The following is a 24,378-nucleotide window of genomic DNA, read 5'->3' on the forward strand; positions in this document are numbered from 1 at the left end:
AGTTTAAATGTCACAATTAAAACCACAAGAAGTTGTACGTTTAGGCGATATACAAATGGCAAATCATTTGCCATTTGTATTATTTGGCGGAATGAACGTACTTGAATCAAAAGATTTAGCTTTCGAAATTGCAGAAACTTATGTTGATATTTGCAAACGCTTAGACATTCCTTATGTATTTAAAGCGAGTTTTGATAAAGCAAATCGTTCTAGTCTGCATTCGTTCCGCGGTCCTGGACTTGAAAAAGGTATTGAATGGTTAGGCGATATTAAAAAACATTTTAATGTGCCTATCATTACTGATGTTCATGAGCCACACCAAGCTGAAGCAGTTGCAGAAGTAGCTGATATTATTCAGTTACCGGCTTTCTTAAGTCGCCAAACTGATCTTGTTGAAGCGATGGCAAAAACACAAGCTATTATTAACATTAAGAAAGCTCAGTTTTTGGCACCTCATGAAATGCGTCATATCCTGAATAAATGTTTAGAAGCAGGAAACGATAAACTAATTCTTTGTGAGCGCGGTTCAGCATTTGGCTATAACAACCTTGTTGTAGACATGCTTGGCTTTGACATCATGAAAGAAATGAATGTTCCTGTTTTCTTCGATGTAACACATGCGTTGCAAACTCCTGGTGGTCGTGCTGACTCGGCAGGTGGTCGTCGTGCTCAAATTACAACTTTAGCACGCGCTGGAATGGCAACAGGCTTGGCTGGATTGTTCTTGGAAGGTCATCCAGACCCAGAACATGCAAAATGCGATGGACCTTGTGCATTACGCATGTCGCAGCTTGAGCCATTCTTGGCACAAATAAAAGAATTGGATACTTTGGTTAAAGGATTCAAAAAGTTAGACACCCATTGAGTTTTTACTCATTTACGCTGCTTTAATCGCAGCTCATATTCATTCAACAGAGGAATTGTTCATGAGCCAAATCGTTGACATCCGTGCACGTGAAATTTTGGACTCTCGTGGTAACCCAACCATCGAAGCAGACGTAATTTTAGAATCTGGGGTTGTTGGTCGTGCATGTGCACCATCTGGTGCTTCAACTGGTTCTCGTGAAGCTTTAGAACTACGTGACGGTGATAAATCACGTTACTTAGGTAAAGGTGTTAAAACTGCGGTTAACAACGTAAACACGATTATCCGTGATGCTTTAGTGGGTAAATCAGTATTTGAACAAAAAGACATCGATAATACGATGATCGAACTTGATGGTACTGAAAACAAAGAAAAGTTGGGTGCAAATGCAACTTTGGCTGTGTCATTAGCTGCTGCACGCGCTGCTGCTGATGAAAAGAAAATTCCTCTTTTCCAATACATCGCTGACTTACGTGGTCAAACGATTTTGACTATGCCTGTACCAATGATGAACATCATCAATGGTGGTTCGCATGCAGACAACAACGTTGATATTCAAGAGTTTATGATTGAGCCAGTAGGCTTCACTTCATTTGCTGAAGCATTACGTGCAGGTGCTGAAATCTTCCATTCACTAAAATCAGTTTTAAACAAAAAAGGTTTAAACACTGCTGTAGGTGATGAAGGTGGTTTTGCACCAAACTTGCGTTCAAACGAAGAAGCAATCACTGTTATTCTTGAAGCTATTGGTCAAACTGGTTACAAAGCTGGTTCTGACATTATGTTGGCGCTTGACTGTGCATCTTCAGAATTCTATAAAAATGGTCAATACATCCTTGCAGGTGAAGGCAATAAAGCATTCACAAGCAATCAGTTCTCTGACTATTTAGCAGGCCTTGTAAACCAATATCCAATTATCTCAATTGAAGATGGTTTAGATGAATCAGATTGGGAAGGTTGGTCTTACTTGACATCTATCCTTGGTGACAAAATCCAATTGGTTGGTGATGACCTGTTCGTTACAAACCCTAAGATTTTACAACGTGGTATTAATGAGAAAGTAGGTAACTCTATCTTAATCAAATACAACCAAATTGGTACGTTGACTGAAACTCTAGATGCAATTTACCTTGCTAAAGAAAATGGTTATACAACTGTAATTTCTCACCGTTCTGGCGAAACTGAAGATTCAACTATTGCTGACTTAGCAGTAGGTACAGCAGCTGGCCAAATTAAGACTGGTTCACTTTGCCGTTCTGACCGTGTTTCTAAGTACAACCAATTACTTCGTATTGAAGAATTGACTAAAGCTGCTTACCGCGGTAAAGCTGAGTTTAAAGGTTTAAACTAATCTTTAAATAAAAAGTTAAAATTAGTTTTTTAACGTTTTAAGGTGCTATTTCTCTTTTTTAATAGGAAATAGCGCCTTTTTAATTTATAAAAATAAATTAATTTTTCATTTTCTATTACTTCTTTTATTGCATCTCGAAAATACAAAATTCTATCTATTAGATCTTTTCTGGAAAAACTTAATATCTGACACTTATAATACTCAATTCTTTTATTATCCTAGGCGACGGGTTTTTAAAGACTTAGCCCAACTATGGTGTTTGCAACGAGAACACTCTTGATCAATTTTATTTAGAATTTTAGTTTCACCACATTTCATGCATGAATAAAAAGTATTGATTTTAAGTACGTCAGCTTTGCAATAAGCATCGGGGAATAGTGGTAATCCCCATTTTACTTCTTCATCTTCATAGTACAGTAAGCTAAGGATGCCGTCGGATTCCAGTAAAGCTGTTCTTACTTGACCTAAATGTTCAACATTTTGTTGGCGCATCTCTGAGAAAAACTCATCATGTGAATATGATTGTTTCTGGAAATCTTTGTAGACTAAAAGTCCATCTTTGACCACGCAAAGTGCTTTTCCTTCTAATAGATCTTCAATTTTCTTATGCTTCACCATGGCCCAAGTTACTAGGCGATAGAGAAAAAGAATAACGATAAATACGATAAAAGCATGGGCAATAGGTAAGTCCTTGGTAAACATTGGATCACCAGCAGCCGAGCCTAAACATAAAATAATTGCAAGTTCAAAAAGGGAAAGTTGGCGAACACCACGCTTACCTGATAGTCTTAAAAAACCAATAATAATGATAAACATGAGGAAGCATCGAACCAAAATTTCCAAAATAAAGGTCCATGTGGTGTCACCTATGAAAATATTAAAAAAATCCATTTTTTCTCCTTTTAATAGGTGGATGAAGTCTTTATAAAATTCTTAGCAAATTAAAAATAGAAAAAATATACTTTTTAAGTAGTTATTGGTTAAAAATTCGAACTCTCTGTGATTCTGTATAAATTTAATTTTCAAACTATGCATTAGAATAAACATATAGTGTGGGTTTTAATTGTAGATAAATAGCAAGACAGAATGATTGTTGACGTTGTCAAATAGGATGAAAGTATATTTATTAGAATTTTAGTTTTAAACGTCTTTTTCTATATTGGCTAGGAATTACGGCACTTTATTCTTCCAATATCTAATATTAATAGATATATTTTAATATTTTTGGATTTTATGAGGAATTTTATATCATGAGAAAACAATATCATTTTAGAAAAATTGAAAATGATACTTATATTTGGGATGTAGATAATTTAGTAGAATTAACTAGAGATTTTAAAGTAAAAGAAATTTTACTTTCCGAAATAAAAGAATTAAATGAACCATATTGGTATCCAGATTCTCATTCTACTACTCAAGATATTATTAATCATATGCTACTAATTCAAGAAGCAGATTTGTCTTATCCAATAATAATATGTTCACAGGGTAGAATAATGGATGGTATGCATAGGGTGGGAAAAGCAAAAATTTTAGGTAAGGATAAAATATGTGCTGTACAATTTGATAAGGATCCCCAGCCAGATTATATCAATGTTGATGAAAATGATCTTATCTATGATGATTAATTATTTGGTTTCCATAAGTTTTATATTTAGAAATATAGAATTTATTAAAATTTTTTCTATGTTTAGGATTAATTATGGAAAATTTATTTAGCTACGGATGATACAGAAGATTTTGCTTATACTGTTTTATTTTTAATCTCAATTACTTTAGGTTCTATTAAAAGCAAGCCAAAATTTTGAGGAGGATGGTGGCTTATAACATCCATTAATATACTTTACTGACAATTCGGACTATACGGAATGGCATCTAAACGTTTTTGAAAAGCACTGGCATTCAGTATATTTTCATACATTTGTTGATATGTTTTTTTGTGATCTTCAATATTGTGATAATCAATAATTTCTTGAAGTTTATCTCTATATTCGATATGGCCGGCATGGAACATTGCTGCATAATGTCCCCACAATACATATTGATATCGTACAGCTGCCTTCGGAATTAAATTTATTTCGTTTAAATAGCTATGGGCCGTTTTTTCATAACATTCTTTTATTTCATGAGCATCTTTTTTCATTTTTCTTAAGAAAATGCATTGCATCTCTTGTAGTTGTGAACTATCTGTTTTATTTAGAATTTTTTCGGTAACTATATATGCTCCTTTAAGGCAACCTAAGTGAATAAGTACCTTGCGTTTGGTTTTTAAAATATCTAAATTATTATCACTAGAGGGAATTTTTTTTAATAAGTTTTTAAATTTTAAATGGGCAGTATCTGGATCTTGTCCAGCTTTTAGTGTGTATACAATATCATTATATTCAAATATATAGGGGGTAGCTGATGTATATTGTGTCTGATTACTCTCCATATTAAGTATTTTTGAAGGGCTATCATCAGTAGGGTTATTACAAGCGCTTAAACCTAAGCTTGCTAAAGAAAATGCTAAAATTTTATGCACTATAGTTTATACCTTTATTCTCTTTTATGAGATTTATGAAGAATAATAAAATATAAAAGAAAATACTGTGTAGTTTTTTATTTCTCATGTTCTTGAGCAGTTCCATAGTCAATTTGAATTTGAAAATTGGTTTATATATTTTTTAATCAATAATATAAAGCCCATGGCTGCAGCACCATGACTCAACAAGATGAGTATTCAATCCGTTAGACATCCAAATTTTGATGTGTGGATAGCGATTCTGTGATTTATGCAATATTGATTAGTAAATCATATTAAACAAATAAGAATAATTATTAACTTAAAGTTGATAACAATTATCATTCGTGTTAATTTTTGTGCCGAACTTTTACTACTGTGTAACAAGGAACAAGGTAGTGGAAGGCTAAAAATATGGTTCAGCACATTGGTTATTATGGAATTTTCTTATGTAAAATCCGCCCTTTAGAAAAGCATTTAAAGTTCACCCTTTAGTACTTTCTATGGCTTTAACGGTACCTTCATTTGTTTATGCAGAACAACCAACCGAAACAGCCACTTTAGCAACGATAAAAGTACAAGCAGAACAAGAAAATCCGGCTGTTACTGAAGGCTCGGGCAGCTATACAGCAAAAAGTTCAAATACTTCTACAAAATTAAATTTATCTCTTCGTGAAACTCCTCAATCGGTCAAAGTTTTAACCCGTGAATATTTAGATGATCGAAAAATCGATTCCTTTCAAGATTTAATGAATAATATTACGGGTGTTTCAACCTCACGTACTGATGAACGTCAAAGAGTTTATGCACGTGGTTTTGAGGTGGATTATTACTTAATTGATGGAATACCTAGTACTACAAACTTAGGCACTGGAGATTTAGATTTAGATATTTATGATCGTATCGAAGTAGTAAAGGGTGCCAATGGCCTAACCACAGGTGCTGGAAACCCAGCGATGGCGCTGAACATGATTCGGAAGCATGCAAACTCAAAAGAACTCACTGGTAATGTCAGCACATCTTTAGGCTCATGGAATTCTTGGAGTAGCTCAGCAGATGTTTCCACACCGCTTAATGCAGATGGGTCATTGCGTGGCCGAATGTTTGTAAAGCATTCTGATGAAAAATCATTTATGGATTTTTATGAGAAAGAACGGAATGTATTTTATGGTGCAGTTGATTATGACTTGAGTGACAAAACAAGTATGTCACTTGGTGCTACTTATCAAGAGTTACATCGTGATGGTATTCGCTGGGGTGGGACACCGGCTTTTTATACTGATGGGACTCGTACCAATTTTTCTAGAAGCTTAACAGTAAGTGCACCTTGGACTTATTGGGATGTAAATACAACGGCAGTATTTGCGAACTTAAAGCAGAATTTATTTAATGACGTTAATTTAAATATTGCTTATACCTTCCGTAAAGAAGATACAGCTTCTATGTTGTTGTATACAGCTGGAAAAGTAGACAAGGCAACCAATACAAGTCCATTAGAAAATCCAAATGATAATCAGAAGAATAAACCTGATTATGTCTCTGTATATGGTGCAAAAGCTGCAAATGAAGAAAACAATATTGATGTTTTTATCAATGCTCCATTTACGCTTTTTAATCGTCCACAAGAAATCATTATTGGTGGATCGTGGAATAAGAATGAAAAGACAAAAGATATTTTTGGTGGATCTAACACAAACCAAGACATTGAAAAATATTTAGGTGAACCACTTAATTATAATGATATGGCTCAAGAGTTGCTTCAACCAGTAGTATTAAATGGTAAAAATGCACTCAATGAAACTACACAAACTGCTGCTTATGTTGCTGGAAAATTTCAAATTTTTGATCCTTTAAAAGTTATTGCTGGGGCACGTTTATCTAACTGGGAATATAAATCTGAAAATGATAAAGGTAACCGTGAATTTAACAATGAATTAGCACCATATGTTGGCGCTATTTATGATTTTGCCCAAGATCATTCTATATATGCGAGTTATACAGAAATTTTTAAACCTCAAGAACGTAAAGATATAAATGATCAATATATAGATCCGATTACAGGTAAGAGTTATGAGGCTGGCTTAAAGAGTGAATGGTTTGGAGGACGGTTAAATACAGCTTTGTCAGTATTCCGGATCAAACAGTCTAATTTTGCTGAATCGATACCTGACACGTTCATTATTCGCAATGGAATAAAAACCACAGAGCAGGCCTATCGCGCTGTAGATGGGGTGGAAAGTAAAGGTTTTGAGTTTGAAGCTGATGGTGAGATTAACGATAATTGGGGTATTAACTTTGGTATTGCTAATTTTGAAGCAAAAGATGCAAAAGGCACAAAGGTTAATACGACAAACTCTCGAACAACCTCGAATCTATTTGTTAAGTACAAACTTGAACAATGGAGTGCAGGGCTTGGTTTAAATTATAAGAGTAAATACTATACAGGTAGTGGAAGCTCTCGTATTGAACAAGATGCGTATGTTTTAGCAAGTGCGATGCTTGGCTATCAAGTAGATAAAAATATCAAACTTCAATTTAATATCGATAATATTTTTGATGAGAAATATTATGAAGGTATTGGTGCTAACTCAATGAATTGGGGAACACCACGAAATGCAACGTTGAGTGTTCGTTATAATTTCTGATTTAGGCTCTCATAAGCAGTCGATTTATAAGAGCCCTTTAATGAGGGCTTTTCTATATTTACTCAGCATAATTTCATCATACTTAGACTGGTGTTTAGGTGCATAGATTGATTTATAAGCAATTGTACTTATAAATATTATTTCCCTTTCAAATTCCATTCATTTTTGACAAAATGAAACATGTCACAATGGTCAATTAAAGTAATATGCCCATTAATAATTTTGCTTAAATTTTTGCAGGAATTGCGCATGTTGTTTGTTAATTACTATACAATACAAACTCTTAACGAAAGTTTTTAATTAAAAATCTTAATGATATGTTAGAAGTATTTCGATCCACTTCAAGCAAACTGATATTGCTACTTGTTATTGTTTTAGTAGCTATACTGCAATATCAATTTTGGTTAGGTGAGGGTGGCTATATCCCTCATCAAGCTCTCATGCAACAAATTCAGCAACAAGCTGAGGTAAATGAAGAGCTTAAAGAACGAAACCGTATTTTGGCAGCAGAGGTTTTTGACCTGAAAAATGGTACAGAAGCAATAGAAGAACATGCTCGCCTTGATCTTGGTTTGGTTAAACCTCACGAGACATTTGTTCAAATGAGTACAATCAGTACCCATTACAAGCCTATCTATATTGACCCGAACGCTAAAGTTGATTTGGAAACGAATGAGACACCTGCATCCCCAGATATCCCAGACTAAATTATGGGCAGTTATACCTGCTGCAGGATCAGGAAGTCGATTTTCTAAAACTGAATTGAAGCAGTATCAATATATTCAGGATAGGACTGTTTTAGAACACACTATTCTGCGTATAGGTCAACTTCCGTTAAATGGTTATGTTTTGGCTATTGGTACACAAGATACCTTTGCTCAGACTCTTGCATTTCAAAATATAGATAAGGCGCATTTTTGCACTGGTGGAGCTGAGAGAGTTCATTCAGTATTAAATGCGTTAAATCATCTTTTAAATTTTGCTGATGAAAATGATTGGGTCCTTGTGCATGATGCAGCTCGACCTTGTGTAACAATTGATTGTTTAAATGCACTTGTGGCAAAGGCAATTGAATCAAATGATAGTGCTATTTTAGCAATTCCTGTTCGTGATACTTTAAAGCAAGTTAAGACAGGCGATCATATTGATAAAACAGTAAGCCGAGACTCATTATGGCAAGCTCAAACTCCTCAAATTACTAAAATTGGTAAACTCAAAAAAGCAATTGAACATGCTTTAGAAAATAACGTCATTATTACAGATGAAGCAAGCGCACTTGAATATATGGGTGAAACTGTACGAGTCGTGATGGGGCGTTCTGATAATATAAAAATTACCTATCCCGATGATTTAGAACTTGCGCGTTTGATTCTCCAATCTCAATCTTAATTCTATTATTTTTTAAATTGCTTGGATGATTAAATTGTCTAAGCAAATTTTCTACATATCTATTTATAACAACTCATATTCTTTTACATTTATAAGTTTTACGATTTATCAGGATTATACAACTATCTTAGATAATGTTCGATTATCGAACAAATTTTACTTATAGCGAACAAAACCATAGTGGGATAACTAGATCAAATTATAAAAATTATCAAGAATGTTTAAAAGGGAAATCTAAGGGAAACACTCGGGATTGAGTGAAATATTTATCTATTCTTCTCGCCTCAGTGTGCCTATCTCTTCTTCAATGAGCACAATGGAGTTGTCTAATGATTGACAAAAGTAAGTCCTCTCTTAGCGAGGTTCTATCGCAGATTAAAGATGGTGCAACCATCCTGATTGGTGGTTTTGGTACCGCAGGACAACCCGCTGAACTCATTGATGGACTGATTGAACTGGGTGTTAAAGGCCTAACCATTGTGAGTAATAACGCCGGTAATGGCGATTATGGTCTGGCTAAGCTGCTTAAAGCAGGTTCAGTTAAAAAAGTCATCTGTTCTTTCCCTCGTCAGTCAGACTCTTATGTGTTTGATGAACTATACCGTGCCGGAAAAGTAGAGCTTGAAGTGGTACCGCAAGGTAATCTGGCGTGCCGTATTCAGGCAGCGGGTATGGGACTTGGGGCTGTATTTACTCCAACAGGCTTTGGAACACTTTTAGCTGAAGGCAAAGAAACCCGCCAGATCGATGGTAAAGACTACGTACTTGAATATCCAATTAAAGCTGACTTTGCCTTGATTAAAGCCTACAAGGGCGACCGCTGGGGCAATCTGGTTTACCGTAAATCTGCACGTAACTTTGGTCCGATCATGGCTATGGCGGCTGATGTCACCATTGTTCAGGTTTCTGAGGTGGTTGAGTTAGGTGGATTAGATCCGGAGCACATTATTACCCCAGGTATTTTTGTACAACACGTTGTACAAGTACAGCCCGCACAATAAGCAATAAGGAGAAATAACATGAGCTACCAGAAACTCAGCCGTGACCAGATTGCAAAACGTGTGGCACAAGACATTCCAGATGGTGCATATGTGAACCTAGGTATTGGTTTGCCAACCAAGATCGCAAGCTATTTACCTAATGACAAAGATATTTTCCTTCATTCTGAAAATGGTTTATTGGCTTTTGGCCCACCACCAGCGGCAGGTGAAGAAGACCCTGAACTGATTAATGCGGGTAAAGAATTTGTGACCATGCTTGAAGGTGGCAGCTTTTTCCATCATGGCGACTCATTTGCCATGATGCGTGGTGGTCATCTTGATATTGCCGTGCTTGGAGCCTTTCAGGTTGCAGCGAATGGTGACTTGGCGAACTGGCACACTGGTGCGCCAAATGCGATTCCTGCGGTGGGTGGTGCGATGGATTTAGCAGTAGGTGCCAAAAAAGTATTTATCACCACAGATCATGTAACCAAGCAAGGTGAACCGAAGATTGTAGCTGAGTTGAGCTATCCAGTAACGGGTAAGCACTGTGTTGACCGTATTTACACCGATCTTTGTGTGATTGATGTGACCAAAGATGGTTTGAAAGTGATTGAGAAAGTGGAAGGTCTTAGCTTTGATGAGTTACAGGCTTTGACTGGTGCAACTTTGATTGATGCGACACAAGGGTAAGGAAGTAGGAAATGACATTAAAAAACGCTTATATCATCGATGCCATCCGTACTCCATTCGGTCGTTACGCCGGTGGCCTTGCTCCTGTTCGTACCGATGACCTTGGCGCTGTGCCGATTAAAGCACTCATGCAGCGTAACCCGAATGTAGATTGGGAACAGGTCGATGATGTGATCTATGGCTGTGCTAACCAAGCCGGTGAAGACAACCGTAATGTCGGCCGTATGTCAGCACTGCTTGCAGGTTTACCGTATCAGGTTCCAGCAACCACTATTAACCGTTTGTGTGGTTCATCACTCGATGCGATTGCCATTGCTGCCCGTGCCATTAAGGCAGGTGAAGCAAACTTGGTGATTGCAGGTGGCGTGGAAAGCATGAGCCGTGCACCTTATGTGATGGGTAAGTCTGACAGTGCTTTTGGTCGTAGCCAGAAGATTGAAGACACCACCATGGGCTGGCGTTTCATTAACCCAAAACTTAAAGAATTGTATGGTGTAGACACCATGCCCCAGACTGCCGAAAACGTGGCTGAAAAGTTTAACGTCAATCGTGCAGATCAGGACCAGTTTGCCTTGGCGAGCCAACAACGCACCGCAAGCGCGCAAGCCAAAGGCTTTTTTTCTAAAGAAATCGTGGCAGTTGAAATCCCTCAGCGTAAGGGTGATGCTGTTGTGATTGATACCGATGAACAACCACGTGCTTCAACCCTTGAAGGTTTAAGCAAGCTTAAACCAGTTGTAAAGGCTGATGGCACTGTCACTGCGGGTAATGCTTCGGGCATTAACGATGGTGCAGCCGCATTGCTTATTGCTTCTGATGAGGCAGTTCAAGCTTACAACTTAAAACCACGTGCCAAGATCATTGCTTCAACAGCGGTGGGTGTAGAACCACGCATTATGGGTTTTGCTCCGGCGCCAGCAATCAAAAAGCTTCTTAAACAAGCTAACCTGACTTTAGATCAGATGGATGTGATTGAGCTCAATGAAGCTTTTGCTGCACAGGCTTTAGCAGTGACCCGTGATTTAGGCTTACCTGATGATAGCAACAAGGTCAATCCAAACGGTGGTGCAATTGCTTTGGGTCATCCGTTAGGTGCCTCAGGTGCACGCTTAGTCACTACAGCCTTAAACCAGCTTGAGCAAACAGGTGGTCGTTATGCCTTATGTTCAATGTGTATTGGTGTAGGCCAAGGTATTGCACTCATTATTGAGAGAGTTTAATCATGAGCCAGTTATATGCCAGCTTGTTTTATCAAAAAGACGTCACTGACATCTTTAGTGATTCAGCTTTAATCACATATATGATTCAGGTTGAAGTTGCGCTAGCTCAAGCACAGGCACAAGTTGGCGTGATTCCTCAAAATGCTGCTCATACAATTGCCCAAGTAGCTGAGCAGGCACTAGAAAAGTTTGATTTTCCAGCGTTGGCTGTAGCAACTGGCTTAGCTGGAAATATCGCAATTCCATTTGTAAAGCAGCTTACGGCAATTGTTAAAGATGTAGATGAAGATGCTTCACGTTATGTACATTGGGGCGCAACAAGTCAGGATATTTTAGACACAGCTTGTATTTTGCAATGTCGCGATGCGTTAAATATTGTGGAAGCACAACTTCAACACTGCTACAGCACTGCATTACAACAAGCTAAGCAATATCGTCATCAAGTCATGATTGGACGTACATGGTTACAGCAAGCTTTGCCAATCACTTTAGGGCATAAACTCGCTCGTTGGGCTTCTGCATTTAAGCGTGATTTGGACCGTATACAAGCAATGAAACCACGTGTATTCACTGCTCAGTTAGGTGGTGCTGTGGGTTCATTAGCTTCATTGCAAGATCAAGGTTCACTTGTGGTAAATGCATTTGCTAAGCAGTTGAATCTGACTGTACCCACAAGCACATGGCATGGTGAGCGTGACCGTATTGTAGAAATCGCAAGTGTGCTCGGCATGATTGTTGGTAACACAGGCAAGATGGCTCGAGATTGGTCACTCATGATGCAAACAGAAATTGCTGAATTGTTTGAGCCAACTGCAAAAGGTCGTGGTGGTTCATCGACTATGCCTCATAAGCGTAATCCAGTTGCAGCAGCTTCAGTACTTGCAGCAGCGAATCGTGTACCAGCACTTATGTCTAGCATCTATCAAAGTATGGTGCAGGAACATGAGCGTAGTTTAGGCGCATGGCATGCAGAATGGTTAGCAATCCCTGAAATTTTTCAGCTTTGTGCTGGAGCTTTAAGTCGTACTGGTGAAGTTTTACAAGGTTTTGAAGTTAATGTTGAGCATATGCAACAGAACCTTGAATGTACCAGCGGACTAATCATGGCAGAAGCTGTGATGATGGCGCTTGCTCCAAAAATTGGGCGTTTAAATGCTCATCATGTGGTTGAAGCTGCGTGTAAAACAGCCGTGGTTCAAAAGCAGCATTTATCTGAGGTTGTTAGTCAGTTAGATGAAGTAAAAGAACATTTTAGTCAAACAGAAATTTTGGAAATATTTAAAGCAGAAAACTATTTGGGCAACATTCAGGCTCAAATTGATGCTGTTCTGCAAGAAGCACAAGGAGGAGACATAAAGTGAAACAGCTTATAACCAATCGACAAGGTAAACAGCTCGCTGTATATACCGATGGATTAAAAGATGCTCCAGCACTTGTGTTATCTAACTCGTTAGGAACAGATCATGGAATGTGGCAGCCACAAGTAGATGAGCTTAAAAGTCATTTTAATGTCATTACATACGACACACGTGGTCATGGCGAAAGTGATGTGATCGCTGAATCATCTTTACAAAATTTAGGTGAAGATGTTGCTGATATTTTAGATGCCTTAAATGTTGAAAAAGCTCATTTTTGTGGAATTTCAATGGGTGGAATTACAGGGCTTTGGTTAGGTATTCATTATCCAGAGCGCTTTCATAGCATTACTGTTGCAAATTCAGCAGCCAAAATTGGGCAGGCTGATGCTTGGTTAAGCCGCGCTGAATCAGTAGAACAAAATGGACTAGCTGAATTGGTTAAGACCACGCACACACGTTGGTTTAGCGAAAAATTCGACTATCAACATAATGTGGTTGCACAAACGACGATTCAAAGTCTCGCAAACACACCAGCACAAGGTTATGCCAATGCATGTCGTGCTTTAGCACATGCTGATTTAAGAGATGAAATTGCACAAATCCAGATCCCGGTATTGCTGGTTGCAGGGACATATGATCCGGTAACTACAGTAGCAGATGCTGAGTTTATGCAGAATGCTATTAAGAACAGCAAAATTGCTAAATTGGAAGCATCTCATCTTTCTAATATTGAACAACCACAAAGATTTACTCAGGAATTGACTAGGTTTATTCAGCAAATCTAATAGCTTAGTGATTTAAAAGGAATTGGCCTTAAGGAGGCAAATATGGCGTCTCAGGATTACGCTGCACCAAACAAAAGTATCGATGCTCAAGCACTGATTAATGATGCTCCACTCAGTAAGTATCAATGGATGATCGCAATCATCTGTTTCTTAATTATTTTTACTGATGGGATCGATACTGCTGCAATGGGTTTTATCGCTCCAGCTTTGGCTCAGGACTGGGGCGTTGACCGTTCTCAGTTAGGCCCAGTGATGAGTGCTGCACTTGGTGGAATGATTATTGGAGCTTTGGTTTCTGGCCCGACAGCTGACCGTTTTGGTCGCAAAATTGTTTTGGCTGTTTCAATGCTGATTTTTGGTGGTTTTACCTTGGCATCTGCCTATGCAACAAATCTGGATAGCCTTGTTGTATTGCGCTTTTTGACAGGTATTGGGCTGGGTGCAGCTATGCCAAATGCCACAACATTATTCTCTGAATATTGTCCAACACGCATTCGTTCACTACTGGTGACATGTATGTTCTGTGGCTACAACTTAGGTATGGCAACAGGTGGCTTTATTAGTAGCTGGCTCATTCCGACTTACGGTTGGCACAGTCTATTTTTGCTGGGTGGCTGGTCACCTCTGATCTTAATGATTTTAGTGATTTTCGTTTTACCTGAGTCTTACCGCTTTTTAATTGTTAAAGGTAAAGACCCAGAGAAAGTGCGCAAAATTTTAAATCATATTGCGCCAACTCAAGTTAAAGACGTAAGCACTTTTTATGTTCCAGAAGAGAAAACTGAAACGGCTCAAAAGAAAAATGTTTTTGGAATTATGTTTTCTAAACCATATGCGAAAGGAACACTTTTGCTTTGGTTGACCTATTTCATGGGATTGGTTGTTGTTTACTTGCTTACAAGCTGGTTACCAACGCTTATGCGTGAAACAGGTGCTTCAATGGAGCGTGCTGCATTTATCGGTGGATTGTTCCAGTTCGGTGGTGTGGTGAGTGCATTATTCATTGGTTGGGCGATGGACAAATTCAACCCGAACCGAGTGATTGCTATTTTCTACTTTGCCGCAGGTCTATTTGCGATTGCTGTGGGTCAAAGCTTAGGAAATTCAACTTTACTTGCTGTATTGGTGCTTTGTGCTGGTATCGCGATTAACGGTGCGCAATCTTCAATGCCAGCTTTAAGTGCACGTTTCTATCCAACCCAATGCCGTGCAACGGGTGTGTCTTGGATGACGGGTATTGGACGTTTCGGTGCAGTATTTGGTGCTTGGATTGGTGCAGTACTACTCGGTAATGATTGGTCGTTTACTGCCATTCTCAGTTTATTACTGATTCCAGCGACTGCTGCGGCTGTTGCTGTATTTGTTAAATCACTTGTTGCGCATACCGATGCAACTTAATGGAGGTCTATCACAATGAATGATGAAGAACGCTATAAACAAGGCATTGAAGTGCGGACTGAAGTTTTAGGTGAAAAGCATGTTGGTCGGTCTTTGCAGAACTTGAATGACTTTAACCAAGATTTTCAAAATTTTATTAGCCGTTACGCATGGGGTGAGGTGTGGTCTCGTCCAGGCTTACCACGTCACACACGTAGTTTAGTGACTATCGCAATTTTATTGGCGCTTGGTCGTGAAGATGAACTACGCATGCATTTACGTGCTTGCTTCAACAATGGTGTAACCAAAGAAGATTTAAAAGAGTTGATCTTACATAGCTCACTCTATGCAGGTTTACCTGCTGCAAACGCTGCAATGCATATGGCTGAAGAAGTCTTTAAAGAATTGGGGATAGAAGTAAGCCCAGTTGCAGCGAAAGAACAGGATTAAGGAGATAAAGATGTCACAACATAGCTGGGGTGCTTACGCCCAACGTAATACAGATGATCATCCACCAGCGTATACGCCAGGTTATAAAACAAGTGTATTACGTTCGCCAAAAAACGCATTGATCTCTATTAACGAGACTTTAACTGAAGTCACTGCGCCGCATTTTTCTTCAAATCTGTTTGGCCCAAAAGATAACGATTTGATTTTGAACTATGCCAAAGATGGTTTGCCAATTGGTGAGCGTGTCATTGTTCATGGCTATGTTCGTGATCAATTTGGTCGTCCTGTAAAAAATGCGCTTTTAGAAGTATGGCAAGCCAATGCTTCAGGTCGTTACCGTCATCCAAACGATAAATTTATTGGTGCCATGGACCCTAACTTCGGTGGTTGTGGTCGTACATTAACGGATGAAAATGGTTTTTATATTTTCCGTACCATTAAACCGGGTCCGTACCCATGGCGTAACCGTATTAATGAATGGCGTCCGGCTCATATTCATTTCTCTTTAATTGCTGATGGTTGGGCTCAGCGCCTGATTTCACAGTTTTATTTTGAAGGTGATACTTTAATCGACTCTTGTCCGATTTTAAAAACCATTCCTTCTGAAGATCAACGTCGTGCACTAATTGCACTAGAAGATAAAAACAACTTTATCGAAGCTGATAGCCGTTGTTACCGTTTTGACATCACTTTACGTGGACGTCGAGCGACTTACTTCGAAAACGAATTGACTTAATCAGGAGCCTTAGCATGAATAACTGGAATTTTCAGGAATTAAAAGAAACTGCATCTCAAACGGGTGGTCCTTACGTTCACATTGGTTTGTTACCACAACAAGCAAATATCGAAGTTTTTGAAAACAACTTTAATAACCAGCTTGTACAAGACCAGACCCAAGGCCAGCATATCCGTCTTGAAGGACAAGTATTTGACGGGTTGGGTTTACCTCTACGCGATGTGCTTATCGAAATCTGGCAGGCCGATGCAAATGGTATTTACCCAAGTCAGGCTGATACACGTGAGCAAAAAGCTGACCCAGCTTTTCAAGGTTGGGGCCGTACTGGTGCAGACTTTGAAACGGGTATCTGGAGTTTCAATACAATTAAACCGGGCGCTACAGCAGGGCGTAAAGGTTCAACTCAGGCACCTCATATTGCTTTAGTGATTTTCGCTCGTGGTATTAATTTAGGTCTTAATACGCGTGTTTATTTTGAAGATGAAGCAGAAGCAAATGCCAATGACCCGATTTTAAATAGCATTGAATGGGCACCACGTCGTCAAACACTTATTGCAAAGCGTTTTGAAGAAAACGGTGAAGTTGTTTACCGCTTTGATATTCGTATTCAAGGCGATGACGAAACTGTATTTTTTGATATTTAAGAAACACCCAAGGCTACACATGCTCGTCTATGGATGCGTGTAGCCTTTTTAAGGATGAATGATATGAACATGAAAACATTATTAAGCTTAAGTTTGCTTGCACTCCCATTTTTTACAGCACAGGTGAATGCTGAACCTGTCGCTTTAGCTACCCAGACTCAGGCTGCTACTACAGCTGTTAAAACGATTGTTCCGATTACAGCAAAAACTAAAGAACAAGCTTTAGCGCAAGCTCAAGTTATTGCAAATACGGCAGATGCTGATTTGGCCGAGTTTCGTATTGATTTACTCAGTTTTGCTAGTGATACAAAACAAGTCATTGCGTTAGGTCATGAATTGAAAAAGATTTTAGGCAATAAGCCAATGATTGCCACAATTCGTACTAAAAACGAAGGCGGCCAACTTGAAATTAGTGATGTGGATTATGGTAAGACCTATCAGGCTTATTTAAAAAATCCGTTCATGGACTGGTTAGACGTTGAAATGTTCCGTGATCAAAAAGTAGTTTCAGAAATTGTTCAAAAAGCACATCAAAAGAAAGTGTTGGTTGTGATGTCTAATCATGACTTCCAGAAAACACCAAGCCAAGATGAAATTGAAAAACGCTTGTTAAAACAAGATCAGATGGGCGCAGATGTTCTCAAAATTGCAGTAATGCCAAAATCTAAACAAGACGTTTTCACTCTAATGAACGCGACTTTAAAAGTAAGTCAGCAAACCACTAAGCCTTTATTGACCATGTCAATGGGGCAGTTAGGGACGATCTCTCGTGTTGCGACAGCCAATATGGGCGGAAGTTATAGCTTTGGCATGATTGGTGAGGCTTCTGCACCAGGGCAAATTGATGTGACCAAGCTCAAACAGATTTTAAAAACCGTTCAACCAACAAACCCATAAATCATAAGGACATGATGAAATGAATACATTACGTTTAACTACTCTTGCATTAGGTTTGATGGTTTCAGGTGTAGCTGCTGCGCAAACTTATGTTGTTGACCGTTATCAGGACGACAGCAACAAAGGTTCTTTACGTTGGGCAATTGAGCAAGCCAATGCTAACCCAGCCGATGCGAGCGAAATCTTGATTCAGGCAGTGGGCAAAGCACCCTATGCAATCAAATTAAACAGCGCGCTTCCTGAGATTAAAGCACCAGTCAAAATCATTGGTACCCAGTGGGATAAAACTGGTGAATATATCGCGATTGATGGTTCAAACTATATTAAAGGCGAAGGTGCGAAAGCTTGCCCGGGTGCAAACCCTGAACAGTATGGGACCAATGTGCGTACGATGACTTTACCGGGCTTAGTACTACGCGATGTAAATAACGTCACGTTAAAAGGTCTAGATATTCATCGTTTCTGTATTGGTGTATTGATCAACCGTTCAAGCAACAATCTCATTCAACATAACCGTATTAGCAATAACTACGGTGGTGCTGGTGTCATGCTTACTGGCGATGATGGTCAAGGTAACCCAACGGCAACCACGACCAATAACAACAAAGTTTTAGACAACCTCTTCCAAGACAATGGTGATGGTCTAGAACTGACACGTGGTGCTGCGTTTAACTTAATTGCGAATAACCATTTTGTTTCAACCAAAGCAAACCCAGAACCATCACAAGGTATTGAAATTTTGTGGGGTAATGATAATGCCGTAGTCGGTAATAAATTCGAAAACTATTCGGATGGCTTACAGATTAACTGGGGTAAGCGTAACTATATTGCCTACAACGAAATGACCAATAACTCGATTGGTTTTAACATGACTGGCGATGGCAACATTCTCGATAGCAACAGAGTGCATGGTAACCGTATTGGTGTCGCGATTCGTTCGGAAAAAGATGCAAATGCAAAAATTACATTGACTAAAAACCTGATTTGGGACAATGGTAAAGATATTAAGCGCTGTGAAGCGGGTGGTTCATGTGTACCTAATCAGCGTTTAGGTGCAATTGTATTTGGTGTACCTGCACTTGAGCATGAAGGATTCGTAGGTTCTCGTGGTGGTGGTGTGGTTGTTGATCCATCTAAACAACAAAAAACATGTACTCAACCAAATGAACAAGGCTGTAATGCTCAACCTAATCAGGGTATTAAAGCTCCTAAATTAACTGCGAATAAGGGTTCAGTTGCGGTAGAAGTTAATGGTTTACCAAATCAACGTTACCAAGTTGAATTTTTTGGTAATCAAAATGCGGCATCAAAAGAAGCTGAGCAATATTTAGGGGCAATAACAGTTGCTACAGATGCACAAGGAATTGCAAAAGCGAATTGGAAGCCAACTGTAAAAGTTGCCTCAATTACAGCGAATATCACTGATCGTTTTGGTGCAACTTCTGAGCTTGGTTTTACAAGTGTTAAATAACAATAAGGAAAGCGCCTCAAACTGAGGCGCAGTATAGAAATATAGAAATGATAAAAGGGACTTAAGATGCCGAATTTAATGAAACTGAGTGTATTAACAATCGCTGTATTAGGCAGTCAATTTGCGCTTGCGAATGAGCCGTGGTCACAAGACCGTCAATGGTTACTTGGCGACTGGAATGGTGAGCGCCAGCAGCTAGAGCAACAAGGCTATAAATTTACAGCTTCTATTATGAGCCAAGCTGCCACAAATTTAGATGGTGGTTACAACGACAGCAATACTTTTGAAAATGCTGCACAACTTTCTTTAGGTGCAAACTTCGACTTAGAAAAAATTGCTGGATGGAAAGATACAACAGCGAGCCTAGTCGTGACTAAACGTGACGGGAATGCATTAACTCTCGAGCGTATTAAAGACCCACGTTCTAGTCAATTAGGCAATGCTCAAGAGATTTATGGCCGCGGTAAAATCTGGCGTTTATCTCAAGCATGGGTCAAAAAAGGCTTCGCTGATAACACCGTACAGGCCAAAGTTGGCCGTATGGGTATGTCAGAGGACTTTAATAGTTCTCAATGTGAGTTTCAGAACTTATTGCTTTGCGGTGGACAGTTAGGAAAATCAATCGGTTCAATTTGGTATAACTCACCGGTTGGTGTATGGGCTGCAAACGTTAAATATCAGTTTGCGCCTGAGTGGACTTTTGGAATTGGTGCGTATGAAGTCAATCCAGACAATATTAAAACCGAATCAAACAGTGATGGTTTTAATCTGGATATGAACAACGTGAAGGGCGCAACCATACCAGTTGAACTTGCTTGGAAACCAAAACTTGCTGCTTTTAATGGCTTACCGGGTGAATATAAAGTAGGGGCGTTGTACTCAACAGCAGAAGCGAATGACATTAAAACTGCCGGCAAAGTTCATGATGGAAAACAAAGTTTCTGGATTAATGCTCAGCAACAACTTACCCATAAAGGTGAAGACCCTAAACGTGGTTTATACGTAAGCTTGAACGGTGTTGTAAATGATAAAGCAACCACCTTTGTTCAAAGTACACAACAACTTGCACTTTGGTATAAAGGGCCGTTTGATAGCCGTCCAAATGATTCGATTGGTTTTGGTATTGCCAATTATGTGGTCAATGATCGTGCTAAAGATAAGCAGATCGCAACGAACGAAAGTCGTGGATACTATAGCTATGATGCGATTGCATCTGACTATATTCCAATTCAAGACGACGAATTAAATGTCGAGTTGAACTATACCTATCAATGGTCTCCGGCCGTTATGTTACGTCCAAACATTCAATATATCCATCAACCTGCTGGTGTAAAAGCGGTCGATGATGCTTGGGTGGCTGGTCTTAGCGTGAAAGTCAATTTTTAACAATGTTGATGGCTGGTTAGACATAGTTTAACTGGCCCAAATGCTTGAACTATTGTGTTCAGTATATGTGGAGTAGGATCTATGTCTGAGTCAGATTCTAAGTTTCATATCTTATTCAAAATATGGTGTTTTCTATTAGGCCTAGTTTTATTGGCTACTGGTGTTTTTTACATCGTAGGCGGTGGAAAGCTAGTGTCATTAGGTGGATCTTGGTATTTCCTAGTCGCAGGGCTGTTGATTACCATTTCTGCATTTAGTATTTTTCGTAAAAAGGCACTTGGTGTCTGGATATTTGCGGCTGTTTTTGTTGGCACCGTAATTTGGTCATTTGTTGATGCGGGATGGGAATTTTGGCCGTTATTCTCGCGGTTAATGTTTCCTGCTGGTCTTTTTGCCGCATTATTATTTACTTTACCTTCAATTCGACGCTACCAATTTCAAACTAGCTTGGCATCTTCATCTTATGCAGTTGGTGGATTAGTTGTTGTTGGTATGTTGATTGCGCTCTACCAAATGTTCCAACCACATCCAACAGTAGCAAGTTCAGGTGAAAAGCTACCTTTAGTACCAGTTGATCCTGCTAAAAAACAGATGAATTGGGAAAACTATGGAAATGATGCAGGTGGTAGTCGCTTTGTTGCTCTCGATCAAATTAACCGAGATAACGTTCATAAACTAAAAGAAGCTTGGCGTTTTAGAACAGGTGATTTTACAACGGGTAGCGGTAATGGTGCGGAAGACCAAATGACCCCACTACAAGTTGGGAATAAAGTCTTTTTATGTACACCGCATAATAATATTTTTGCGATCGATGCTGATTCAGGCAAACAGCTCTGGAAAGCTGAGGTGAACTCTAAAGCCGATGCTTGGGAGCGCTGCCGTGGTGTTGCATACTTTGATTCGACTAAGCCACTTGTACAACCAACTTTGGCTGGTGCAAATGCAGTAACCACAGTTGCAACCAATACGGCATGTCCACGCCGTTTATATACCAATACACCTGATGGTCGTTTAATTGCAGTCAATGCAGATAACGGTCAGCGCTGTGCTGATTTTGGTGTAAATGGAACGGTTGATCTGTTAGAAGGTCTTGGGGCTGGAACCAAAGCTCCACGTTTTGAAGTGACTTCTGCACCGACTATTGCGGGTACAACCATTGTGGTCGGTAGCCGTATTGCCGATAACGTTGCCGCAGATATGCCGGGTGGTGTTATCCGTGGTTATGACGTCATTACTGGTAAACTTCGCTGGGCATTTGATGCACGTAATCCAAACCCTAACTATGTTCTTAAACCAGGTGAAACTTATAAACGTAGTTCGGCAAACTCTTGGGCTGCAATGTCTTATGATCCGCAAATGAATACGGTGTTCTTACCTATGGGTAGCTCATCTGTCGACATTTGGGGTGGTAACCGTAACCCATTAGATCATAAGTACAACACTTCTGTTTTGGCACTTGATGCAACAACAGGTAAAGAAAAGTGGGTATATCAAACTGTTCATAATGATTTATGGGACTTTGACTTGCCAATGCAACCGAGTCTAGTCGACTTCCCATTAAAAGATGGTACGACGAAACCTGCTGTTGTCATTGGAACCAAATCGGGTCAATTTTTTGTGCTTGACCGTGTAACTGGTAAACCATTAACTAAAGTGATTGAACAGCCAGTTAAGCCTGCAAATATTCCGGGTGAGCAATACAGCGCAACTCAACCACGTTCAGTTGAAATGCCTCAAATTGGTAATCAGACTTTAACCGAATCAGATATGTGGGGTGCAACGCCGTTTGATCAGCTCATGTGCCGTATTAACTTTAAGTCAATGCGTTACGAAGGTCTATTTACTGCACCGGGTACTGATGTTTCATTAAGCTTCCCAGGCTCTTTGGGTGGTATGAACTGGGGTAGCATTGCTTTTGATCCGACTCATCGTTACATGTTCGTCAATGATATGCGTCTTGGGTTATGGATTCAGTTAATGGAACAGACCCCTGAAGATATTAAGATTCAGGCGAGTGGTGGAGAAAAAGTAAATACGGGTATGGGGGCTGTGCCAATGAAAGGTACACCATATAAAGTGAATAAAAACCGCTTTATGTCGGCTCTTAGCATTCCGTGTCAAAAACCTCCATTTGGTACCATGACTGCGATTGACTTAAAAACACGTCAAGTTGCATGGCAAGTACCGCTAGGCACGGTTGAAGATACAGGGCCTATGGGTATCAAAATGGGCTTAAAAGCACCAATTGGTATGCCAACTATTGGTGGACCAATGGCAACACAAGGTGGATTGGTGTTCTTTGCAGCAACACAAGATTACTACTTACGTGCTTTTGATTCATCTACAGGTAAAGAACTGTGGAAATCACGTATGCCAGTAGGTAGCCAAGGAACTCCAATCAGCTATGTTTCACCGAAAACAGGTAAACAATATGTGGTTGTTACGGCAGGCGGTGCTCGTCAGTCTCCTGATCATGGTGATTATGTAGTCGCTTATAGCTTAGAACAGTAATTAATTAAGGCAAAAGAGAGCATTTCTCTTTTGCCTTTAACTTTAATATATTTTTTGTATTAAAGCTTGAGAGTAAGTTCTATTGTTTTATATAGATAGGTTTACCGAATAGTAAAAAAGTGCTTTAACTTATTGCAAAACCTAAAATATTCCTAAGATTGATAACGCTTGAACACTAGATGTAGTCGAACTGTTAGATATTTTTTCACAATGTTTTACCTATAAATAAATCTTATTTGTTTATTAAGTTTTGTTTAACTTAAGGTTGTGAATTTTAATTAGAAATAAACATTATTAACTTTTTAGTCTTGAAAAGTAGGAAATTTTTGCCGAAAAAACAAGCGTAAATATATATTTATATTATATTTATATAATTTATAGCATTACGTTAGAATGATCGTCGCAGGTTATTACTACCCAGTAATAATTTGTATTTCAGGAATTTAAGCTTTTATTGGCTTAAGGCTCATCGCAAGATGGGCCTTTTTTTATGCGACCTAAACTATAATATTTGATTATTATGAAAATAGCCTAAGCAGCGGTGTGTATCAATTAATGAAAACAATCACAAAAAATAGTCTTTAATGACAAGAAGTGTATGATTTGATAAATTAAAGCCACTTGATAATAATAGGTGATACGATGAGATTTTTGGTTCTTGCAACTTTATCTGGTTTAGCTTTGATGGGTTGTGCTTCTGTTCAGCAAGCACCGAATACACAAGAAACTATTCGTTATGCTTCTAGCCCATGCTTTGGTGCATGCCCAATCTATTCTGTAGAAGTAGCACCTACGGGTTTAATTCGCTTTGAAGGCAAGCAATATACTAAAGCTATAGGTGTTAAAGAAATTCAAGGCACAGTAAAAGACTATCAAAAACTTGCAGATGATTTAAAAACTTATCACCCAGAAACAGGCACACAAGCGAAAACTGGTGGATGTCAGCAAACTGCAACTGATATGTCTAGCTATTACATTTCATGGATTCAACCAAATGGCACTGAAACAAAATTAAGCCATTACACAGGTTGTATCTCTCCAGCAAATAATAGACTGAATAAAGTCATGGAAAAGCTGCCTGAACAATTAGGCATTAAAGATCTAATTTAATGATGAA

At 38.9% G+C, this 24,378-nt stretch carries 22 protein-coding genes; 20 read left to right on the forward strand and 2 right to left on the reverse strand.

Annotated features, from left to right (window positions below; all coding sequences use genetic code 11):
• Window positions 1-7: 7 nt before the first annotated feature.
• Both kdsA and eno read left to right on the forward strand, forming a co-directional pair.
• The gene (gene kdsA / locus HL290_RS03990; protein ID WP_003652054.1) at window positions 8-865 is read left to right on the forward strand and encodes a 3-deoxy-8-phosphooctulonate synthase; all 858 of its coding nucleotides are present in this window, start codon (window positions 8-10) and stop codon (window positions 863-865) included.
• Window positions 866-926: 61 nt separating this feature from the next.
• Window positions 927-2,216, forward strand: a complete 1,290-nt coding sequence (gene eno / locus HL290_RS03995) for a phosphopyruvate hydratase (RefSeq protein WP_004643039.1) — start codon at window positions 927-929, stop codon at window positions 2,214-2,216.
• 213 nt (window positions 2,217-2,429) lie between these two features.
• On the opposite strand, the gene HL290_RS04000 is transcribed toward eno, so the two are convergent.
• Window positions 2,430-3,107 (reverse strand): DUF421 domain-containing protein, encoded by a 678-nt coding sequence (locus HL290_RS04000; protein WP_198495657.1) that lies wholly within the window; start codon window positions 3,105-3,107, stop codon window positions 2,430-2,432.
• Between the two features lie 359 nt (window positions 3,108-3,466).
• Between HL290_RS04000 and HL290_RS04005 the strand changes: the two genes are divergently transcribed.
• Window positions 3,467-3,844 (forward strand): hypothetical protein, encoded by a 378-nt coding sequence (locus tag HL290_RS04005; protein WP_198495658.1) that lies wholly within the window; start codon window positions 3,467-3,469, stop codon window positions 3,842-3,844.
• 215 nt (window positions 3,845-4,059) lie between these two features.
• On the opposite strand, the gene HL290_RS04010 is transcribed toward HL290_RS04005, so the two are convergent.
• The gene (locus HL290_RS04010; RefSeq protein WP_198495659.1) at window positions 4,060-4,740 is read right to left on the reverse strand and encodes a hypothetical protein; all 681 of its coding nucleotides are present in this window, start codon (window positions 4,738-4,740) and stop codon (window positions 4,060-4,062) included.
• Between the two features lie 482 nt (window positions 4,741-5,222).
• On the opposite strand from HL290_RS04010, the gene HL290_RS04015 reads away from it, so the two are divergent.
• The 17 genes from HL290_RS04015 (at window position 5,223) to HL290_RS04095 (ending at window position 24,371) form a co-directional block, all read left to right on the forward strand.
• Window positions 5,223-7,364, forward strand: a complete 2,142-nt coding sequence (locus HL290_RS04015; RefSeq protein ID WP_198495660.1) for a TonB-dependent siderophore receptor — start codon at window positions 5,223-5,225, stop codon at window positions 7,362-7,364.
• Window positions 7,365-7,681: 317 nt separating this feature from the next.
• Entirely contained in the window at window positions 7,682-8,071 is a 390-nt protein-coding gene (gene ftsB / locus HL290_RS04020) for a cell division protein FtsB (protein WP_004643028.1), read from the forward strand.
• Complete coding sequence (ispD, locus tag HL290_RS04025; protein ID WP_198495661.1) at window positions 8,037-8,753, forward strand: 2-C-methyl-D-erythritol 4-phosphate cytidylyltransferase; 717 nt, start codon at window positions 8,037-8,039, stop codon at window positions 8,751-8,753. The genes ftsB and ispD overlap by 35 nt, the downstream gene beginning before the upstream one ends.
• A 329-nt stretch (window positions 8,754-9,082) precedes the next feature.
• Window positions 9,083-9,754 carry a 3-oxoacid CoA-transferase subunit A gene (locus tag HL290_RS04030; RefSeq protein WP_045431259.1) on the forward strand — a complete coding sequence of 224 codons (672 nt, stop codon included), beginning with the start codon at window positions 9,083-9,085 and terminating at the stop codon, window positions 9,752-9,754.
• Window positions 9,755-9,772: 18 nt separating this feature from the next.
• Window positions 9,773-10,426: a 3-oxoacid CoA-transferase subunit B gene (locus tag HL290_RS04035; protein ID WP_045431262.1), complete on the forward strand. Its 654-nt coding sequence runs from the start codon at window positions 9,773-9,775 to the stop codon at window positions 10,424-10,426.
• Window positions 10,427-10,437: 11 nt separating this feature from the next.
• Window positions 10,438-11,646, forward strand: a complete 1,209-nt coding sequence (gene pcaF, locus HL290_RS04040) for a 3-oxoadipyl-CoA thiolase (RefSeq protein ID WP_198495662.1) — start codon at window positions 10,438-10,440, stop codon at window positions 11,644-11,646.
• A 2-nt stretch (window positions 11,647-11,648) separates the two neighbouring features.
• On the forward strand, window positions 11,649-13,007 hold the full coding sequence (gene pcaB / locus HL290_RS04045; protein WP_198495663.1) for a 3-carboxy-cis,cis-muconate cycloisomerase: 1,359 nt from the start codon (window positions 11,649-11,651) through the stop codon (window positions 13,005-13,007).
• The gene (gene pcaD, locus HL290_RS04050) at window positions 13,004-13,789 is read left to right on the forward strand and encodes a 3-oxoadipate enol-lactonase (RefSeq protein WP_198495664.1); all 786 of its coding nucleotides are present in this window, start codon (window positions 13,004-13,006) and stop codon (window positions 13,787-13,789) included. The genes pcaB and pcaD overlap by 4 nt, the downstream gene beginning before the upstream one ends.
• Before the next feature lie 42 nt (window positions 13,790-13,831).
• Window positions 13,832-15,187: an MFS transporter gene (locus HL290_RS04055; protein ID WP_005040146.1), complete on the forward strand. Its 1,356-nt coding sequence runs from the start codon at window positions 13,832-13,834 to the stop codon at window positions 15,185-15,187.
• A 15-nt stretch (window positions 15,188-15,202) separates the two neighbouring features.
• Window positions 15,203-15,616, forward strand: coding sequence for a 4-carboxymuconolactone decarboxylase (pcaC, locus tag HL290_RS04060; RefSeq protein ID WP_005040148.1), 414 nt, complete (start codon window positions 15,203-15,205; stop codon window positions 15,614-15,616).
• 10 nt (window positions 15,617-15,626) lie between these two features.
• Window positions 15,627-16,352, forward strand: coding sequence for a protocatechuate 3,4-dioxygenase subunit beta (gene pcaH, locus HL290_RS04065; RefSeq protein WP_003652026.1), 726 nt, complete (start codon window positions 15,627-15,629; stop codon window positions 16,350-16,352).
• Between the two features lie 14 nt (window positions 16,353-16,366).
• The gene (gene pcaG / locus HL290_RS04070) at window positions 16,367-16,996 is read left to right on the forward strand and encodes a protocatechuate 3,4-dioxygenase subunit alpha (RefSeq protein ID WP_198495665.1); all 630 of its coding nucleotides are present in this window, start codon (window positions 16,367-16,369) and stop codon (window positions 16,994-16,996) included.
• 69 nt (window positions 16,997-17,065) lie between these two features.
• On the forward strand, window positions 17,066-17,893 hold the full coding sequence (gene aroD / locus HL290_RS04075; RefSeq protein WP_080758406.1) for a type I 3-dehydroquinate dehydratase: 828 nt from the start codon (window positions 17,066-17,068) through the stop codon (window positions 17,891-17,893).
• A gap of 19 nt (window positions 17,894-17,912) precedes the next feature.
• A complete protein-coding gene (locus HL290_RS04080; protein ID WP_198495666.1) occupies window positions 17,913-19,364 on the forward strand; it encodes a nitrous oxide reductase family maturation protein NosD in 1,452 nt (483 codons plus the stop codon).
• A 66-nt stretch (window positions 19,365-19,430) separates the two neighbouring features.
• A complete protein-coding gene (locus HL290_RS04085; RefSeq protein ID WP_198495667.1) occupies window positions 19,431-20,750 on the forward strand; it encodes a carbohydrate porin in 1,320 nt (439 codons plus the stop codon).
• Window positions 20,751-20,831: 81 nt separating this feature from the next.
• Window positions 20,832-23,261 carry a glucose/quinate/shikimate family membrane-bound PQQ-dependent dehydrogenase gene (locus HL290_RS04090; RefSeq protein ID WP_198495668.1) on the forward strand — a complete coding sequence of 810 codons (2,430 nt, stop codon included), beginning with the start codon at window positions 20,832-20,834 and terminating at the stop codon, window positions 23,259-23,261.
• A gap of 651 nt (window positions 23,262-23,912) precedes the next feature.
• Complete coding sequence (locus HL290_RS04095; RefSeq protein WP_198496379.1) at window positions 23,913-24,371, forward strand: DUF6438 domain-containing protein; 459 nt, start codon at window positions 23,913-23,915, stop codon at window positions 24,369-24,371.
• Window positions 24,372-24,378: the final 7 nt, after the last annotated feature.

The organism is Acinetobacter sp. AC1-2 (assembly GCF_016124155.1).
Taxonomy (GTDB): Bacteria; Pseudomonadota; Gammaproteobacteria; order Pseudomonadales; family Moraxellaceae; genus Acinetobacter; species Acinetobacter calcoaceticus.

What these genes read in the sequence shown, in the direction of transcription:
- kdsA (WP_003652054.1), top strand. Translation starts at nt 8, where the DNA reads ATGTCACAATTAAAACCACAAGAAGTTGTACGTTTAGGCGATATACAA.
- eno (WP_004643039.1), top strand. Translation starts at nt 927, where the DNA reads ATGAGCCAAATCGTTGACATCCGTGCACGTGAAATTTTGGACTCTCGT.
- HL290_RS04000 (WP_198495657.1), bottom strand. Translation starts at nt 3,107, where the DNA reads ATGGATTTTTTTAATATTTTCATAGGTGACACCACATGGACCTTTATT.
- HL290_RS04005 (WP_198495658.1), top strand. Translation starts at nt 3,467, where the DNA reads ATGAGAAAACAATATCATTTTAGAAAAATTGAAAATGATACTTATATT.
- HL290_RS04015 (WP_198495660.1), top strand. Translation starts at nt 5,223, where the DNA reads ATGGCTTTAACGGTACCTTCATTTGTTTATGCAGAACAACCAACCGAA.
- ftsB (WP_004643028.1), top strand. Translation starts at nt 7,682, where the DNA reads ATGTTAGAAGTATTTCGATCCACTTCAAGCAAACTGATATTGCTACTT.
- ispD (WP_198495661.1), top strand. Translation starts at nt 8,037, where the DNA reads ATGAGACACCTGCATCCCCAGATATCCCAGACTAAATTATGGGCAGTT.
- HL290_RS04030 (WP_045431259.1), top strand. Translation starts at nt 9,083, where the DNA reads ATGATTGACAAAAGTAAGTCCTCTCTTAGCGAGGTTCTATCGCAGATT.
- HL290_RS04035 (WP_045431262.1), top strand. Translation starts at nt 9,773, where the DNA reads ATGAGCTACCAGAAACTCAGCCGTGACCAGATTGCAAAACGTGTGGCA.
- pcaF (WP_198495662.1), top strand. Translation starts at nt 10,438, where the DNA reads ATGACATTAAAAAACGCTTATATCATCGATGCCATCCGTACTCCATTC.
- pcaB (WP_198495663.1), top strand. Translation starts at nt 11,649, where the DNA reads ATGAGCCAGTTATATGCCAGCTTGTTTTATCAAAAAGACGTCACTGAC.
- HL290_RS04055 (WP_005040146.1), top strand. Translation starts at nt 13,832, where the DNA reads ATGGCGTCTCAGGATTACGCTGCACCAAACAAAAGTATCGATGCTCAA.
- pcaC (WP_005040148.1), top strand. Translation starts at nt 15,203, where the DNA reads ATGAATGATGAAGAACGCTATAAACAAGGCATTGAAGTGCGGACTGAA.
- pcaH (WP_003652026.1), top strand. Translation starts at nt 15,627, where the DNA reads ATGTCACAACATAGCTGGGGTGCTTACGCCCAACGTAATACAGATGAT.
- pcaG (WP_198495665.1), top strand. Translation starts at nt 16,367, where the DNA reads ATGAATAACTGGAATTTTCAGGAATTAAAAGAAACTGCATCTCAAACG.
- aroD (WP_080758406.1), top strand. Translation starts at nt 17,066, where the DNA reads ATGAAAACATTATTAAGCTTAAGTTTGCTTGCACTCCCATTTTTTACA.
- HL290_RS04080 (WP_198495666.1), top strand. Translation starts at nt 17,913, where the DNA reads ATGAATACATTACGTTTAACTACTCTTGCATTAGGTTTGATGGTTTCA.
- HL290_RS04085 (WP_198495667.1), top strand. Translation starts at nt 19,431, where the DNA reads ATGCCGAATTTAATGAAACTGAGTGTATTAACAATCGCTGTATTAGGC.
- HL290_RS04090 (WP_198495668.1), top strand. Translation starts at nt 20,832, where the DNA reads ATGTCTGAGTCAGATTCTAAGTTTCATATCTTATTCAAAATATGGTGT.